At 70.8% G+C, this 13,826-nt stretch carries 13 protein-coding genes; 10 read left to right on the top strand and 3 right to left on the bottom strand.

The annotated features are described in order from the left end of the window. Positions 1-12: 12 nt before the first annotated feature. On the bottom strand, positions 13-720 hold the full coding sequence (locus Q9S36_RS19520; RefSeq protein ID WP_311286568.1) for an aspartate/glutamate racemase family protein: 708 nt from the start codon (positions 718-720) through the stop codon (positions 13-15). Continuing rightward, positions 717-2,327 (bottom strand): NCS1 family nucleobase:cation symporter-1, encoded by a 1,611-nt coding sequence (locus Q9S36_RS19525; protein WP_311286569.1) that lies wholly within the window; start codon positions 2,325-2,327, stop codon positions 717-719. Before Q9S36_RS19525 ends, Q9S36_RS19520 begins: the two co-directional genes overlap by 4 nt. Before the next feature lie 226 nt (positions 2,328-2,553). Here Q9S36_RS19525 and Q9S36_RS19530 point away from each other — a divergent pair, with 226 nt between their 5' ends. The 4 genes from Q9S36_RS19530 to hpxO are packed head-to-tail and all read left to right on the top strand — an operon-like array spanning position 2,554 to position 5,277. After that, on the top strand, positions 2,554-3,159 hold the full coding sequence (locus Q9S36_RS19530; RefSeq protein WP_311286570.1) for a helix-turn-helix domain-containing protein: 606 nt from the start codon (positions 2,554-2,556) through the stop codon (positions 3,157-3,159). A 41-nt stretch (positions 3,160-3,200) separates the two neighbouring features. Continuing rightward, positions 3,201-3,722, top strand: a complete 522-nt coding sequence (gene uraD, locus Q9S36_RS19535) for a 2-oxo-4-hydroxy-4-carboxy-5-ureidoimidazoline decarboxylase (RefSeq protein WP_311286571.1) — start codon at positions 3,201-3,203, stop codon at positions 3,720-3,722. Further along, positions 3,719-4,039, top strand: a complete 321-nt coding sequence (gene uraH, locus Q9S36_RS19540; RefSeq protein ID WP_311286572.1) for a hydroxyisourate hydrolase — start codon at positions 3,719-3,721, stop codon at positions 4,037-4,039. Before uraD ends, uraH begins: the two co-directional genes overlap by 4 nt. Before the next feature lie 47 nt (positions 4,040-4,086). Further along, the gene (hpxO, locus tag Q9S36_RS19545) at positions 4,087-5,277 is read left to right on the top strand and encodes an FAD-dependent urate hydroxylase HpxO (RefSeq protein WP_311286573.1); all 1,191 of its coding nucleotides are present in this window, start codon (positions 4,087-4,089) and stop codon (positions 5,275-5,277) included. A 6-nt stretch (positions 5,278-5,283) separates the two neighbouring features. On the opposite strand, the gene Q9S36_RS19550 is transcribed toward hpxO, so the two are convergent. Next, on the bottom strand, positions 5,284-5,802 hold the full coding sequence (locus Q9S36_RS19550) for an adenine phosphoribosyltransferase (protein WP_217529048.1): 519 nt from the start codon (positions 5,800-5,802) through the stop codon (positions 5,284-5,286). Positions 5,803-5,875: 73 nt separating this feature from the next. Here Q9S36_RS19550 and Q9S36_RS19555 point away from each other — a divergent pair, with 73 nt between their 5' ends. From Q9S36_RS19555 to Q9S36_RS19580, 6 genes are all read left to right on the top strand, one after another. Further along, positions 5,876-7,549 (top strand): glycoside hydrolase family 13 protein, encoded by a 1,674-nt coding sequence (locus Q9S36_RS19555; RefSeq protein WP_311286574.1) that lies wholly within the window; start codon positions 5,876-5,878, stop codon positions 7,547-7,549. Position 7,550: 1 nt separating this feature from the next. Further along, positions 7,551-8,576 carry a LacI family DNA-binding transcriptional regulator gene (locus Q9S36_RS19560; protein ID WP_311286575.1) on the top strand — a complete coding sequence of 342 codons (1,026 nt, stop codon included), beginning with the start codon at positions 7,551-7,553 and terminating at the stop codon, positions 8,574-8,576. Positions 8,577-8,586: 10 nt separating this feature from the next. Next, positions 8,587-9,801, top strand: a complete 1,215-nt coding sequence (locus Q9S36_RS19565; RefSeq protein WP_311286576.1) for an amidohydrolase — start codon at positions 8,587-8,589, stop codon at positions 9,799-9,801. Then, the gene (locus Q9S36_RS19570) at positions 9,798-10,613 is read left to right on the top strand and encodes a hypothetical protein (RefSeq protein ID WP_311286577.1); all 816 of its coding nucleotides are present in this window, start codon (positions 9,798-9,800) and stop codon (positions 10,611-10,613) included. The genes Q9S36_RS19565 and Q9S36_RS19570 overlap by 4 nt, the downstream gene beginning before the upstream one ends. A gap of 360 nt (positions 10,614-10,973) precedes the next feature. Beyond that, positions 10,974-13,028 carry an APC family permease gene (locus Q9S36_RS19575; protein WP_311286578.1) on the top strand — a complete coding sequence of 685 codons (2,055 nt, stop codon included), beginning with the start codon at positions 10,974-10,976 and terminating at the stop codon, positions 13,026-13,028. 34 nt (positions 13,029-13,062) lie between these two features. Continuing rightward, on the top strand, positions 13,063-13,818 hold the full coding sequence (locus Q9S36_RS19580) for a hypothetical protein (RefSeq protein ID WP_253034875.1): 756 nt from the start codon (positions 13,063-13,065) through the stop codon (positions 13,816-13,818). Positions 13,819-13,826 lie beyond the last annotated feature (8 nt).

Genomic DNA, 13,826 nt, shown 5'->3' on the forward strand with positions numbered 1-13,826 from the left:
CGGGGCAGCGCCTCACACGGCGACGAGGCGGGGCGGGCTCGCGTACTCGCTGCGCTTGCTCGTCTTCAGCCCCATCCGCACCATCGCGGTCGCGAGGCCCACACCCGACGCGACACCGTCGACGACGGGGACACCCGCTGTCGCGGTGAGCATGCGGCACAGATCCGCCATCCCGGCGCAGCCGAGCACGATGACGTCGGCCTCGCGGCGCACCGCTTCGTGGCAGAGGCGGGCGATGGATGCCGCGGCCTCCGACCCGGTGTCCTCGAGCTCGAGCACGGGGATCTCGGCGGCCGTCAGCCAGACGGCCGCGTCACCCATGCCGTAGCGGGCCACGAGGTCGCGGGCGCGGCCGAGCGTGCGGCTCAGGGTCGTGACGACGGCGAAGGTGCGTCCCGCGAGGGTCGCGGCGTGCATCGCGGCCTCCGCGATGCCGATGACGGGAACGTCGACGAGCTCCCGCGCGGCATCCAGCCCCGGATCCCCGAAGCAGGCGATGACGTACGCGTCACTGCCCCCCGCCTGCTGGTCCTGCCGGACGAGGTCGACCACCGCCGCGGCGGCGAGGACCTCGTCGACGTGCGACTCGATCGCGGCGGCGCCCGTTTCGGGGCAGACCGCGTCGATCACGACGCCGGGCCCCGCCGCCTCCCGGGCGGCGGCGGCGATCTTCGCCGTCATCGCCCGGGAGGTGTTGGGGTTGATGAGGAGGATCCTCATGCGGTGGCCGGGACCGTCGCCGGGGCTTCCTGCTCGATGCTGCCGTCGGAGATGCCCTCGGTCTCGCCGTCGAAGGTCGGGACCTGCGGGTCGATGCGCTCGAAGACGACGAAGGCGGCGAAGGCGAGGCCGCAGCCGATGAACCACGTGAAGTTGCCGATCCACGACACGTCGAACAGTCCGAGGTCGGCGAAGGTCTTCGGTAGGATCGCGATCAGCACGGTGGGGATGCCGGCGACGAGGAGCGTCTTCATCGCGTTCGGGTTGTAGCCGCGCCGGTACCAGTAGGCGCCCTGCTCGCTCATTGTGAACATGTCGTCCGTCTTGATCCGCTGCCGCGCGGCGATGTAGTAACCGGCGACGAGGAGGCCGAAGAGGGGCCCGATGAGCGCGGCGAGGATGCCGAGCGAATAGTGGATGGCCGTGGCATCCGAGTACCAGTTCCAGGGCGTGAGGAACACCGAGCCGACGGCGGCGATCATGCCGCCCATCCGCCACGAGATCCTCTGCGGAGCGACGTTCGAGAAGTCGAACGCGGGGGCGATGAAGTTGGCGACGATGTTGATGCCGACCGTCGCGGTGACGAAGGTGAGTCCGCCCAGGAGGATCGCGAACGGGGTGTCGATCGCCTCGACCGTGTGGATCGGGTCGAGCAGCAGCTCGCCGAAGACCGGGACGGTCGCGGCGGCCGTGAGGACCGTCAGAATCGAGAAGAAGAGGAAGTTGACCGGCAGACCCCAGAAGTTGCCCTTCTTCACGTCGCGGAATGAGCGGCCGTAGCGGGCGAAGTCGCCGAAGTTCAGCATCGGTCCCGCGAAGTAGGCGACGACGATGCCGACGGCCATGGCCATGAGACCGAGCGTGCCCCAGAAGTCGTGCGGGGCTGCCTCGGGGTCCGACAGGTTGAGGTCGATGTTCTCCCAGCCGGCCTGGCTCACCAGGTAGATCGCGAGCACGATCATGACGACGTAGACGGCGGGGCCTGCCCAGTCGATGAAGCGGCGGATGACCTCCATGCCGTTCCAGAACAGCGCGACCTGCGCGACCCACAGGATCGAGAAGGAGATCCAGCCGAGGGCCGAGAGTCCGAGGAACTCGATGTCGAGGAGGACCTCGGAACCCGGGATGAACTTCAGGAAGATGATGTTGAGCGACTGCGCCGCGAGGAACGTCTGCACGCCGTACCAGGCGATCGCGATGATGCCTCGGATGATCGCGGGGATGTTCGCGCCGCGCACGCCGAAGATCGCGCGGTTGATGACCGGGTAGGGCACACCCGTCTTCTGACTGGGCTTCGCGACCAGGTTGGCGAAGATCTGCACGATGACGATGCCGACGACGAGCGCGACGAGCACCTGCCACGCGGCGATGCCGAGCGCGAACAGCGATCCCGCCGTCACGTAGCCGCCGACGGAGTGCACGTCCGACATCCAGAAGGCGAAGATGTTGTACCAGGTCCACTTCTGCTTGCGAAGCGGGGCGAGGTCCTCGTTGGCGAGGCGGGGGTCGTATCCGGGCTTGACGTTCCCCGATCCGGTCGGGTGGCCGGCGGCCTCGACGAGGTCGTGCGGCTTCGTCGTCACCGACAGCTCCTGCGATGTGGTCATTGGTGGGCTTACCTTCCAGGTGGGGCCGATACGGCCCGCGGATGAGGGGACCACGACGTGGAGTCCGCGGCCTGGTGGTACGTGAAATGAAGCTATTGATTCACGGGATCGCGGCGGTTTCGCTCATGTAACAGCCGTGTGAAGTCGTCGCTTCACATTCACCGGACGGGATCGACCGAGAGTGGATGACGCGGATGCGCTCCGACCCGCCCGTAGGATCGGCGGTATGTCAGAGCTCGCTGCCGTGGGGACGGTGCCCGAAGTCGGACGCCGCCTCCGCGAGCTGCGTCGGGCCCAGCGCATGTCGGCGCGTGCACTGGCGGAGACGCTCGGCATCAGCCCCAGCGCGGTGTCGCAGATCGAACGCGGCGTCCTGCAGCCGAGCGTCTCGCGGCTGATCGCCATCACCGACGCACTCGGCGTGCCCCTCGCATCGGTGTTCGAGGCCGATGCGGAGCCGGGTGACGCGGTTCCCGACCCCGATGCCGACGGCTTCGTCCTGCAGCGCGCCGGCCACGGATCGACCGTCGTCCTCGACAGCGGGGTCGCCTTCCGCCGGCTCACCCCCGGACGGACGCCGGGGGTCGACTACTTCGAGTCGATCTACCCTCCGGGTTCGAGCGCCCACGCCGATACCGAGCTGTTCCGCCACGACGGGTACGAGATCGGCACCGTCCGCTCCGGCGAGCTCACGATCGACTTCGAGTCCGAGCGGGTCGTGCTGCGGCCGGGCGATTCGATCAGCTTCCCCTGCTCGAGGCCGCACCGCATCCACAACGCGGGTGCCGAGATCGCCGTCGCGCAGTGGCTCATCGTGCACCCGCCGCACTGACGCGACATCCCGGCGAAACCTCGGACCGCTAGCCTCGCGGCATGCAGCTCAGCGCCTTCAACGCGGCACCGGATGCCGAAGCCGCCCGCACCGTCGCAGTCTTCGCCGCGGTCCCCGACTGGGTAGACGCCGTCGTCGCCGGGCGCCCGTACGACAGCGTCGACGAGCTCGCGCAACGGGCGGCCCTGCTGTCGCAGGAGTGGGATGCCGACGACCTCGCGGCCGCGCTCGCCCACCACCCTCGCATCGGCGAGCGACCGGCCGGTGCCGGAGCCGAGGCGGACCACTCCCGCACCGAGCAGGCGGCGATGAGCGCGGCATCCGACGATCTGAGCGAGGCGATGGCCACCGCGAACGCCGCGTACGAGGCACGGTTCGGACGCGTGTTCCTCATCCGCGCCGCGGGCCGATCGGCCGAGGAGATGCTCGCGGAGGCGCGTCGCCGCGTGGGGAACGACGCCGTGACCGAGACCGACGAGGCCCTCACCCAATTGCGCGAGATCGCCCTGCTCCGACTGCGCGCGACTCTCGTCGACGACGACGACGACGAGGAGCGCACATGAGCCTGCTGACCACTCACGTCCTCGACGCCGTGCGGGGGGCGCCGGCTGCCGGCGTCGAGGTCGTCCTCCTCGGCCCCGACGGCGCCGAGGTCGCTCGGACGACGACGGATGCCGACGGCCGCGCCGCGGTCGGACCCGACTCGCTCGAGCCGGGCGAGCACGCCCTGCGCTTCGGCACCGGCGCGTACTTCGCGCGCAGCGGGACCGAGACCTTCTACCCGACGGTGACCGTCGCGTTCGTCGTCGGCGACCGCCCGCACTACCACGTGCCGCTGCTGCTGAGCCCGTTCGCCTACTCGACGTACCGGGGCAGTTGAGGTCCCACGAAACGAGGCCGTGACATGCGAGCCGTAGCGTGCTCGGCATGAAGGTCATCATCGTCGGCGCCGGGATCGGCGGCACGAGCGCGGGGATCGCGCTGCAGCGGCTCGGGCACGAGGTGGTCGTCTACGACCAGATGCGCGAGAACAAGCCGGTCGGCGCCGCGCTCTCGCTCTGGCCGAACGGGGTGAAGGTGCTCAACTGGCTGGGCCTCGGCGACGAGGTCGCGCGGCTGGGCGGCGACATGGCCGACCTCGTCTACGCCGACGGGAGGACCGGCGAGACCCTCTGCGACTTCTCGCTCGCCCCGGTGACGGCCCAGACCGGCCAGCGCCCCTACCCGGTCGCGCGCGCCGACCTGCAGGCGCTGATGATGCGCCGGCTCGGGGGCGACAGCATCCGCCTCGGAATGCGACTGGTCGGCATCGAGGACGACGGCGAGACGGTCACCGCGACGTTCGCCGACGGCACGACCGACACCGCTGACCTGCTCATCGGGGCGGACGGCGCCCGGTCGATCACCCGCGCCTACGTGCAGCCCGATGGTGCGGCGCCGATCGAGCGCGAGTACGCGGGTTATACGAACTTCAACGGGCTCGTGCCCGTCGACGAGTCCATCGGGCGTGCGACGGCCTGGACGACCTACGTGGCGGACGGCAAACGCGCCGCGGTCATGCCGGTCGCGGGCGACCGCTTCTACTTCTGGTTCGACGTGCCGCAGGCGTCGGGACTGCCCTACGACCGCTCCGAGGGCACCGCGCCGCTCCGGGCCGCGTTCAAGGGCTGGGCCCCGGGCGTGCAGGCCCTCATCGACGCGATCGACCCCGAGTCGTCACTGAACCGGGTCGAGATCTGGGACATCACCCCGTTCTCGACGTGGGTCAAGGGTCGAGTCGCGATCCTCGGCGATGCGGCGCACAACACCGCCCCCGACATCGGTCAAGGAGCGTGCTCGGCCCTCGAGGACTCGTTCGCCCTGGGCATCGCGTTCGCGACGAACACGGTGAGCGTCCCGGACACCCTGCTGCGCTACCAGGACATCCGCGTCGAACGTGCGGGAGACCTCGTGCTGCGCGCCCGCAAGCGGGGCCACGAGACGCACGCGTTCGACCCCGCGGTGACCGCCGCCTGGTACGAGAGCCTGCGCGGCACGGACGGCGCCGGCATCATCCGCGGCATCGTCGGCAACGTCGACGGCAGCCCGGTGAACCTCGGCGGTCCTCTGCGGGCGTGAAGCCGCTCAGACGGTGAAGACGCTGTGCACGTCGCCGCAGACGGTGCGGCCCTGCAGGGCGGTGAGCTCCATCAGCACCGAGGTGCCCGCGAGCGTGTAGCCGAGCTGCTCGAGCAGCTGCTGCCCGGCGCGCAGCGTCCCCCCGGTGGCGAGCACGTCGTCGACGAGCAGGACGCGGGCGCCGGCGGTGAGGTCGTCGGTCATCTCGATCGTCGCGCTGCCGTACTCGAGGTCGTAGCTGACCGACCCCGCCGGACGCGGCAGCTTGCCCGCCTTGCGGATCGGTGCGAGGCCGGTGCCCGACGCGACCGCGATCGCCCCGGCGAGCAGGAACCCGCGCGCCTCGACGCCGGCGACGACGTCGAACGAGCCGACGTACGGCTCGGCCATGGCCATCGCGATCGTGCGGAGGGCCGCGGCATCCGCCAACAGCGGCGAGATGTCACGGAAGAGGATGCCGGGTTCGGGGAAGTCGGGGATCGTCGCGATGAGCGATTCGGCTCGGGCGAGGGCGTCGGGATTCACTGGGTCGAGGTTACTCGCCTCGCCTGACGACAGCGGATGCGGGTGCGCAAGCGCTTGCGCTAGGCTGGCGCGCATGACTTCGACCCCCGTCTCGATCGTCACCTCGACGCTGGCCCCGATCGGCGAGAGCCGCCCCGGCGCCGAGTGGTGGCGCACCGCCGTGATCTACCAGATCTACCCCCGCTCCTTCGCGGACGCCTCGGGCGACGGCATCGGCGACCTGCCCGGCATCACCGCGCACCTCGACGACCTCGCGTCGCTCGGCGTCGACGCCGTCTGGCTGAGCCCGTTCTTCACCTCTCCGCAGAAGGACGCCGGCTACGACGTCGCCGACTACCGCGACGTCGACCCGATCTTCGGCACCCTCGACGACTTCGACGACATGCTCGAGGCGGCTCACGCCCGCGGCATCCGCGTCATCATCGACCTCGTCCCCAACCACTCGTCCGACGCGCACGTCTGGTTCCAGCAGGCCCTCGCCGCTGCGCCCGGCAGCCGCGAGCGCGCGCGCTACATGTTCCGCGACGGCACCGGCGAGAACGGCGAACTGCCCCCCAACAACTGGGAGTCCGTCTTCGGCGGGCCGGCCTGGACCCGGGTCCCCGACGGCCAGTGGTACCTGCACCTGTTCGACAGCTCGCAGCCCGACTTCGACTGGAACAACCCCGAGGTGCGCGCCGAGTTCGAGACGACGCTGCGCTTCTGGCTCGACCGCGGCGTCGACGGCTTCCGCGTCGACGTGGCGCACGGTCTGATCAAGGCCGACGGCCTGCCCGACTACACGCCCCCGGCCGAGGCCGACTCGATGGGCGGCGCCGAGCCGGTCCCCTACTGGGGTCAGGACGGTGTGCACGAGGTGTGGCGCGAATGGCACCGCGTGCTCGACGAGTACGAGGGCGACCGCGCGCTGTGCGCCGAGGCGTGGCTGCCGACGGTCGACGAGACGGCGAAGTGGGTGCGCCCGGACGAGATGCACCAGGCGTTCAACTTCCCCTACGCGATGAGCGAGTGGGATGCCGCGCAGCTGCGCGAGGTCATCAGCGAGTCGCTGCGGGCCTTCCCCGCCGTCGGCGCGCCGGCCACCTGGGTCCTCTCGAACCACGACGTCATCCGCCACGCGACCCGCCTCGCGATGGCGGGTCACCCGCAGGGGCACGGCGTGGGACCGGCGACCCCCGGCAAGCCCGACCCCGCGGCGGGCCTCCGTCGCGCCCGCGCGGCGACCGCGCTGATGCTCGCCCTGCCGGGCTCGGCCTACCTGTACCAGGGCGAGGAGCTCGGCCTCCCCGAGGCGATGGAGCTGCCCGACGACGTCCGTCAGGACCCGACCTGGTTCCGCACCGACGGCGAGCGCTACGGCCGTGACGGATGCCGCGTCCCGCTGCCCTGGACCGCGGATGACGGCGCCTTCGGGTTCAGCCCGACCGGCGAGAGCTGGCTGCCGCAGCCGGCCGAGTGGAAGGCGCTCGCCCGCGACGTGCAGGAGGACCAGCCCGAGTCGACGCTGTGGCTGTACCGCACGCTGCTCGCCACCCGTCGCGCGCACGACCTCGGCTCGGGCGCGCTCGAGTGGCTCGACGGCTACGGCGACGACGTCATCGCGTTCCGCAACGGCGACGTCACCGTCATCGCGAACGTCGGGTCGACGCCGGTCGCCCTGCCGAAGGGCACCCTGCTCATCGAGAGCGACGCGTTCCTCGGTCGCGAACTGCCCGCCGACACCACCGTGTGGATCGCCGCGGACTGACGTGACCGGGATCGACGACGTCGCCCGCGCCGCCGGCGTGTCGGCGGCGACCGTCTCCCGCGCACTCAGCGGGCGCGGGCGCATCTCGGATGCGACCCGCGCCCGCGTGCGCGCCGCCGCCGCCGACCTCGGCTACGTCGTCTCGGCCGCGGCATCCGCTCTCGCGACGGGCCGCGCGGCGAACATCGGCGTCGTGGTGCCGCTGCTGGACCGCTGGTTCTTCGCGAACGTGCTCGACGGGATCGCCAGCCGGCTCACCCCGCGCGGGTACGACATGACGCTGTACAGCATGAGCACGGACCGCGCGCAGCGCGACGGGGTGCTCGACGTGTCGTTGCGCCGCGGGCGCGTGGACGGGCTGATCGTGCTGTCGCTCACGCTCGCCGACGACGAGGTCGACCGGCTGCTGGCCCTGGACCTGCCGGTCGTGGGTCTCGGCTCCACGAACCGCCGGCTGCCCGCGCTGCGGATCGACGACGTCGCCGTCGCGCGCCTCGCGACCGAACACCTGCTGGCGCTCGGGCACCGCCGGATCGCGCACCTCGGCGCCGGGTACCCGGGAGACCCGGGCCTGGACATCCCGTCCCTGCGCCGCCACGGGTTCGATGCGGCGATGGCGGATGCCGGCATCCGCGACGCGCGCTTCGTCGCCACCGACTTCACGATCGACGGCGGCTACCGCGCCGCTTGCGCCCTGCTGCAGGAGGCGGAGCCGCCGACGGCGATCTTCGCGGCATCCGACGAACTGGCGTTCGGTGCGCTCTTCGCGGCGCGGGACGAGGGCCGGGACGTCCCGCGGGACCTCTCGGTGATCGGCGTCGACGGCCACGAGATGAGCGACTTCTTCGGCCTCACGACGATCGCGCAGTTCCCGCACGAGCAGGGCGAACGGGCAGCGGACGCGGTCCTGGCGGCCGTGGACGGACGCACCGAACTGCGGGAGCTCTCGTTCCGGCTCGTCGAACGCACCTCGACGAGCGCCCCGCATGGAGGACTCGCTGAGAAATCGGGGGCTCCCGCGCCGTAGGCTCGAAGGTATGCCCCTCGACCTCGAAGCGATCTACACCGATCTGCACCGGCATCCGGAACTCTCGTTCCAGGAGACCCGGACGGCCGGCGTCATCACGCGCGAGCTCGCGGCGCTCGGTCTCGAGTACGAGGAGGGCGTCGGCCGCACGGGTGTCGTCACCGTCGTCCGCAGCGGCGACGGCCCGGTCGTCTGGCTGCGCGCCGACATGGACGGCCTCCCCGTCGCCGAGCAGACCGGACTCCCCTACGCCAGCACCGCCCGCGGCGTCGACCCGGCGGGGCAGGACGTGCCCGTCATGCACGCGTGCGGACACGACATGCACGTGACCGCGCTGCTGGGTGCACTCGAGAAGCTGCAGGCGACCCGCGGCGAATGGTCGGGCACCGTCGTCGCCGTCTTCCAGCCCGCCGAGGAGTACGGCGCCGGCGCGCAGGCGATGATCGCCGACGGCGTGTTCGACCGGTACCCGAAGCCCGACATCGTCCTCGGTCAGCACCTGACCCCGCTGCCGGCGGGAACGATCGGCGTGCGTCCGGGCACGCAGATGGCGGCATCCGACGGCATCACCGTCACCCTGCACGGCCGCGGCGGACACGGCTCGCGCCCGCACGCCACGATCGACCCCGTCGTCATGGCGGCGGCCACCGTCATGCGCCTGCAGACGGTCGTCTCGCGCGAGGTCGACCCGCGCGAGATGGCGGTCGTGACCGTCGGCTCGATCCACGCGGGCCTGAAGAACAACATCATCCCCGCTGAGGCGACCCTCGAGCTCAGCCTGCGCTACCCCAACGACGAGGCGCGCGCCGACATCCTCGCGCGCGTCGAACGCGTCGTCCGCGCCGAGGCGGCGGCATCCGGTGCCGAGCAGGAACCCACGATCTCCACCCTCCATTCCCTGCCGCCGACGATCAACGACGCCGAAGCGACCGCGCGTCTGACCGCCGCGCTCGACCGCGCGTTCGGCGAGGGCACGGTCGTCGACCCCGGCATGTTCACCGGCAGCGAGGACGTCTCGTGGTTCGCCCGCGAGTCCGGCGCGCCGCTTGTCTACTGGTTCTGGGGCGGTGTCGACCCGCAGCAGTACGCGGATGCCGCCGCTGCCGGCACGATCTCGCGCGACATCCCGACGAACCACTCCCCCTTCTTCGCCCCCGTGCTGCACCCGACCATCGAGCGCGGCGCCGACGCCCTGACCGTCGCCGCGCGGGAGTTCCTCTCGTGAGCAACGACGACTGGCTGCCTTTCGCCCCCCTCGACCCGCAGGAGCACCGCGAGCCGGAGCGCCCCGAGAACCCGAACCGGGTGCCGATGATCCTCGGCGCCATCGCCGGCGTGCTGCTCGTGGCCGTGATCGTCGTGGTCAGCGCCTACCTGCTGCGCGCGACCGAGCCGACCACAGCGGCCCCGCCCGCGGCGAGTTCACCGGCCGCGCCGCAGCCCGCGCCCTCGACGCCGCAGGAGCAGCCGCAGCCGTCCGAGACGCCCACGCCCGAGCCGCCGGCGGCGGCTTCGACGATCGCGCTGAACGGATCGGGCTTCATGATCACGTCCGAGGACGGCGAGTTCACGCACCGATGGGCGGATGACGCGGCCCCCGCGATCGCCGCGCTCACCGAAGCGTTCGGCACGGCGCCGGAGGAGGACTTCGTCAACGGCGACGCCGAGAACTGGGCGTACGACATCTACGTGTGGCCCGGCTTCCGCCTCTACGACGTCTTCCTCGGTGACGGCGGACGCTCGCGCAGCGAGGTGCCGGCGCCGACCTGGGTCACCGTCGGTGCCGGTCTGCCGGCCGACGTGCAGGTCACGAACGAGTTCGGCGTCGCGGTGGGTGACACGATCGACCAGGCCCGCAGCAAGGGGCCGTTCGACGAGTTCGCCCTCACGAACGGGCGCCTCCGCCTGACCTACGGCGAGGGCCGCGGCACGTTCTACAACAACGGCGAGCGCGTGTTCAGCGCCTTCGTCGAGTCGGACGAGTCCGCGCAGAAGGTCGCGACGATCACGTACACGTTCCGCGCCCGCGGTCAGTGACCGTCGGCGCGGGCGGACGTCGGTGAGGGCCGCGCCGTCCGCGACCGCGCCGACGACATCGTCGACGGTCGGCGCGAGGCTGAGCACCGCGCCCGCGCAGCGATAGTCGTCCGAGGTCGGAAGCGGCAGCAGGGTGTACGTCCACAGCGCCATGAAGTAGAAGAGGGATGCCGCCCAGAAGGCCAGCCTGCCGAGGGTCAGGCGCCCGCGGCGCCGGTAGCTGACGGCCACGAGGGGCACGGGCCGACGACGGCGCCGAACAGGACCGCGACACCGCGGGGAAGAGCTGTCCGGTCATGCGTGGAGTCCAGGGACAGCGCGGCATCCGCTTCGCGTTGCACTGCGTTCGCGGGAGGCGTAATGTCGCCCGCCGTGACCAGTGACAGCCGCGATCCGAACGCGGCCCCCTCCCCCGCCGTGAAGCGCATGCTGATCGGCGAACCCCTCGACACCGAGAAGCTCGACGGGCAGCTCCTGCCCAAGAAGCGGGCGCTGCCGATCTTCGCCTCCGACGCACTCTCGTCGGTGGCCTATGCGCCGCAGGAACTGCTCATGATCCTGCTGCTCGGCGGCACGGCGTTCATGGCCTTCGCGCCGCCGGTGGCGGCGGCCGTTGTGGTGCTGCTGGTCGTCGTGGTCCTCAGCTACCGCCAGCTCATCAAGGCCTACCCCTCCGGCGGAGGCGACTACGAGGTGGCCCGCACGAACCTCGGCGAGAAGGCCGGTGTCGTCGTGGCATCCGCTCTGCTCGTCGACTACGTGCTGACCGTCGCCGTGTCGGTCTCCTCCGGCGTGGACAACATCATCTCGGCGCTGCCGGCACTCGATCCGTGGCGCGTCGAGCTCGCGGTGGGCTTCGTCATCCTGCTGGTCATCGTCAACCTGCGCGGTGTGCGCGAGGCATCCCAGGCGTTCGCGATCCCCACGTACGTCTTCATCGGGTCGGTCGCCCTCATGATCGTGACCGGTCTGTTCCGGTGGGCGATGGGGGACGCCCCCGTCGCCTCGAGCGCCGACTTCACCGTCGAGGCCGAGAGCCTGTCGCAGGTCGCCTTCATTCTGCTCCTGCTGCGCGCCTTCTCGAGCGGATGCTCCGCCCTCACCGGTGTCGAGGCGGTCAGCAACGGCGTCCCCGCCTTCCGCACGCCGAAGATCAAGAACGCGCAGACGACCCTCGTCCTCATGGGCGGCATCGCCATCGCACTGTTCGCCGGGCTCACCGCCCTCGCCCTCATCGCGGGCGTGCATTACGCCGAGAACCCCTGCAAGCTGATCGGGTTCGACTGCGAGGCGGGACCCCAGCCGAGCCTCATGGCCCAGGTGGCCGCGGCGACGTTCGGCGGCGACTCGATCTTCTTCTACGTCATCCAGGCGGCGACCGCGTGCGTCCTGCTGCTGGCGGCGAACACCGCCTTCAACGGGTTCCCGCTGCTCGGATCGGTGCTCGCGCGCGACAGCTACGCACCGAAGGCGCTGAACTCCCGCGGCGACCGCCTCGTCTTCTCGAACGGGATGCTGATCCTCGGCGGCGCGGCGATCGCGATCCTCGTGGTCTTCCAGGCCAACCTGACCACCCTCATCCAGCTCTACATCATCGGTGTGTTCGTGTCGTTCTCGCTCGGACAGATCGGCATGGTGCGCCACTGGCGGCGCGAGCTGCGGCTGCTCAAGACCCGGCCCGCCGCGGCGCGACGCGAGGCGACGGCGGGACTCGTGATCAACTCGATCGGGGCGGCGTTCACCGTGGCCGTGCTCGCGATCGTGACGATCACGAAGTTCACCCACGGCGCGTGGCTCGTCTTCCTGGCGATGCCGGTGCTCGCGTTCCTCATGATCGGCGTGAACCGCTACTACCGCGACGTCGAGCACGAGATCGAGATGGACGACTCTGTGAAATTCGGCTCGTCGGGCGACCTCGCCATCATCCTCGTGGGCAAGCTGCAGAAGCCCGTCGCCAAGGCGATCGACTACGCCCTCGCCGCCAAGCACGAGAAGACGCTCGCCGTCCACGTGGCCGTCACGACCGACGACATCGCCGAGCTGAAAGCCGATTGGGAGTACCACCGGATGCCGGTGCCCCTCGTCGTCGTCGACTCGCCCTACCGCCACTACGCCGGGCCGCTCATCGCCTTCATCGAGAAGTACCGCGAGAAGCACGGCCCCTCGGTCGTGACCGTCTACCTGCCGCAGTACATCGTCGGGCATTGGTGGGAGACACCCCTCCACAACCGCCGGGCCCGCCGCATCGCGCAGCAGCTGATGATGGTGCACGGCGTCACGGTGACGCTCGTGCCGTGGCTGCTCGACTCGTCCGAGATCGTCTACGGACGGCGTTCGCGCCCCCTCCCCGGCGACGACCGCGGCGGCCGCGTCGAACAGCGTCATTACGGTTTGGTAGAGCATTCCGAAAGCTGATGGATGAAAGTCGGCGGGCTGCCATGATGTGCCCATGGCAGAGTCCCGGCGTCCCCGCAACCTCATCCCGCTCCTGACGTTCGCGGGTGTGCTCGCGATCGCGGCCGTCATCGCGATCGTGCTCCTGCTGAACCGCGCGCCGGCCCCCGCCGCCGCGCCGGGAGCAGGCTCGCCGACGCCCGAGGCATCCACTCCGTCCCCGGCGGCGCCCACGCCCGCGCCCTCGGAGACGCAGACCGAGGACCCGACGGCGAGCGCGGTCCTGCTGGGCGCGGACGGCTTCACGATCGTCGCGGATGACGGGTCGGAGCTGTACGCCTACGGGTGGCGCGACGACGCGGAAGCTGCCGTCGCGGCGCTCACGGACGCGTTCGGCTCCGAGCCGTCGGAATCGGTCTACGAGGGCGACGGCTCGCACTTCCCCGATTACACGTCGTACGACTGGGAGGGGTTCATGTTCCGCGACATGATCGTCACGGAGGACGGCAAGCCGCGCGACGAGTACTTCGTCCCCTCGTACGTCTCGGTCACGGCGAACGAGGTGGGCGACGTCGCCGTCACGCCCGAGTTCGACCTCGCGATCGGTCTCACCGCCGACGACGTCCGCGCCCTCGGACCCGACGAAGAGGTCGAGATGCCCGACGGCGAACCGCGTTTCTTCTTCGCGATCGATCGCGCCGACGGACCCGAGGACGACGCCGAGCTCGACGGATACTCGCCGTGGGTCAACACCGACCCCGCCGACGAGACGGTGGTCTCCATCACGTACCGCCCGTGGTCCGAGCTCTGAGCCGGGGC

The organism is Microbacterium sp. ARD31, from assembly GCF_031844425.1.

Coding starts and splice junctions, on each gene's coding strand:
- Q9S36_RS19525 (WP_311286569.1), bottom strand. CDS start 2,327: ATGACCACATCGCAGGAGCTGTCGGTGACGACGAAGCCGCACGACCTC.
- uraH (WP_311286572.1), top strand. CDS start 3,719: ATGAGCCTGCTGACCACTCACGTCCTCGACGCCGTGCGGGGGGCGCCG.
- hpxO (WP_311286573.1), top strand. CDS start 4,087: ATGAAGGTCATCATCGTCGGCGCCGGGATCGGCGGCACGAGCGCGGGG.
- Q9S36_RS19580 (WP_253034875.1), top strand. CDS start 13,063: ATGGCAGAGTCCCGGCGTCCCCGCAACCTCATCCCGCTCCTGACGTTC.
- Q9S36_RS19565 (WP_311286576.1), top strand. CDS start 8,587: ATGCCCCTCGACCTCGAAGCGATCTACACCGATCTGCACCGGCATCCG.
- Q9S36_RS19520 (WP_311286568.1), bottom strand. CDS start 720: ATGAGGATCCTCCTCATCAACCCCAACACCTCCCGGGCGATGACGGCG.
- Q9S36_RS19555 (WP_311286574.1), top strand. CDS start 5,876: ATGACTTCGACCCCCGTCTCGATCGTCACCTCGACGCTGGCCCCGATC.
- Q9S36_RS19530 (WP_311286570.1), top strand. CDS start 2,554: ATGTCAGAGCTCGCTGCCGTGGGGACGGTGCCCGAAGTCGGACGCCGC.
- Q9S36_RS19575 (WP_311286578.1), top strand. CDS start 10,974: ATGTCGCCCGCCGTGACCAGTGACAGCCGCGATCCGAACGCGGCCCCC.
- uraD (WP_311286571.1), top strand. CDS start 3,201: ATGCAGCTCAGCGCCTTCAACGCGGCACCGGATGCCGAAGCCGCCCGC.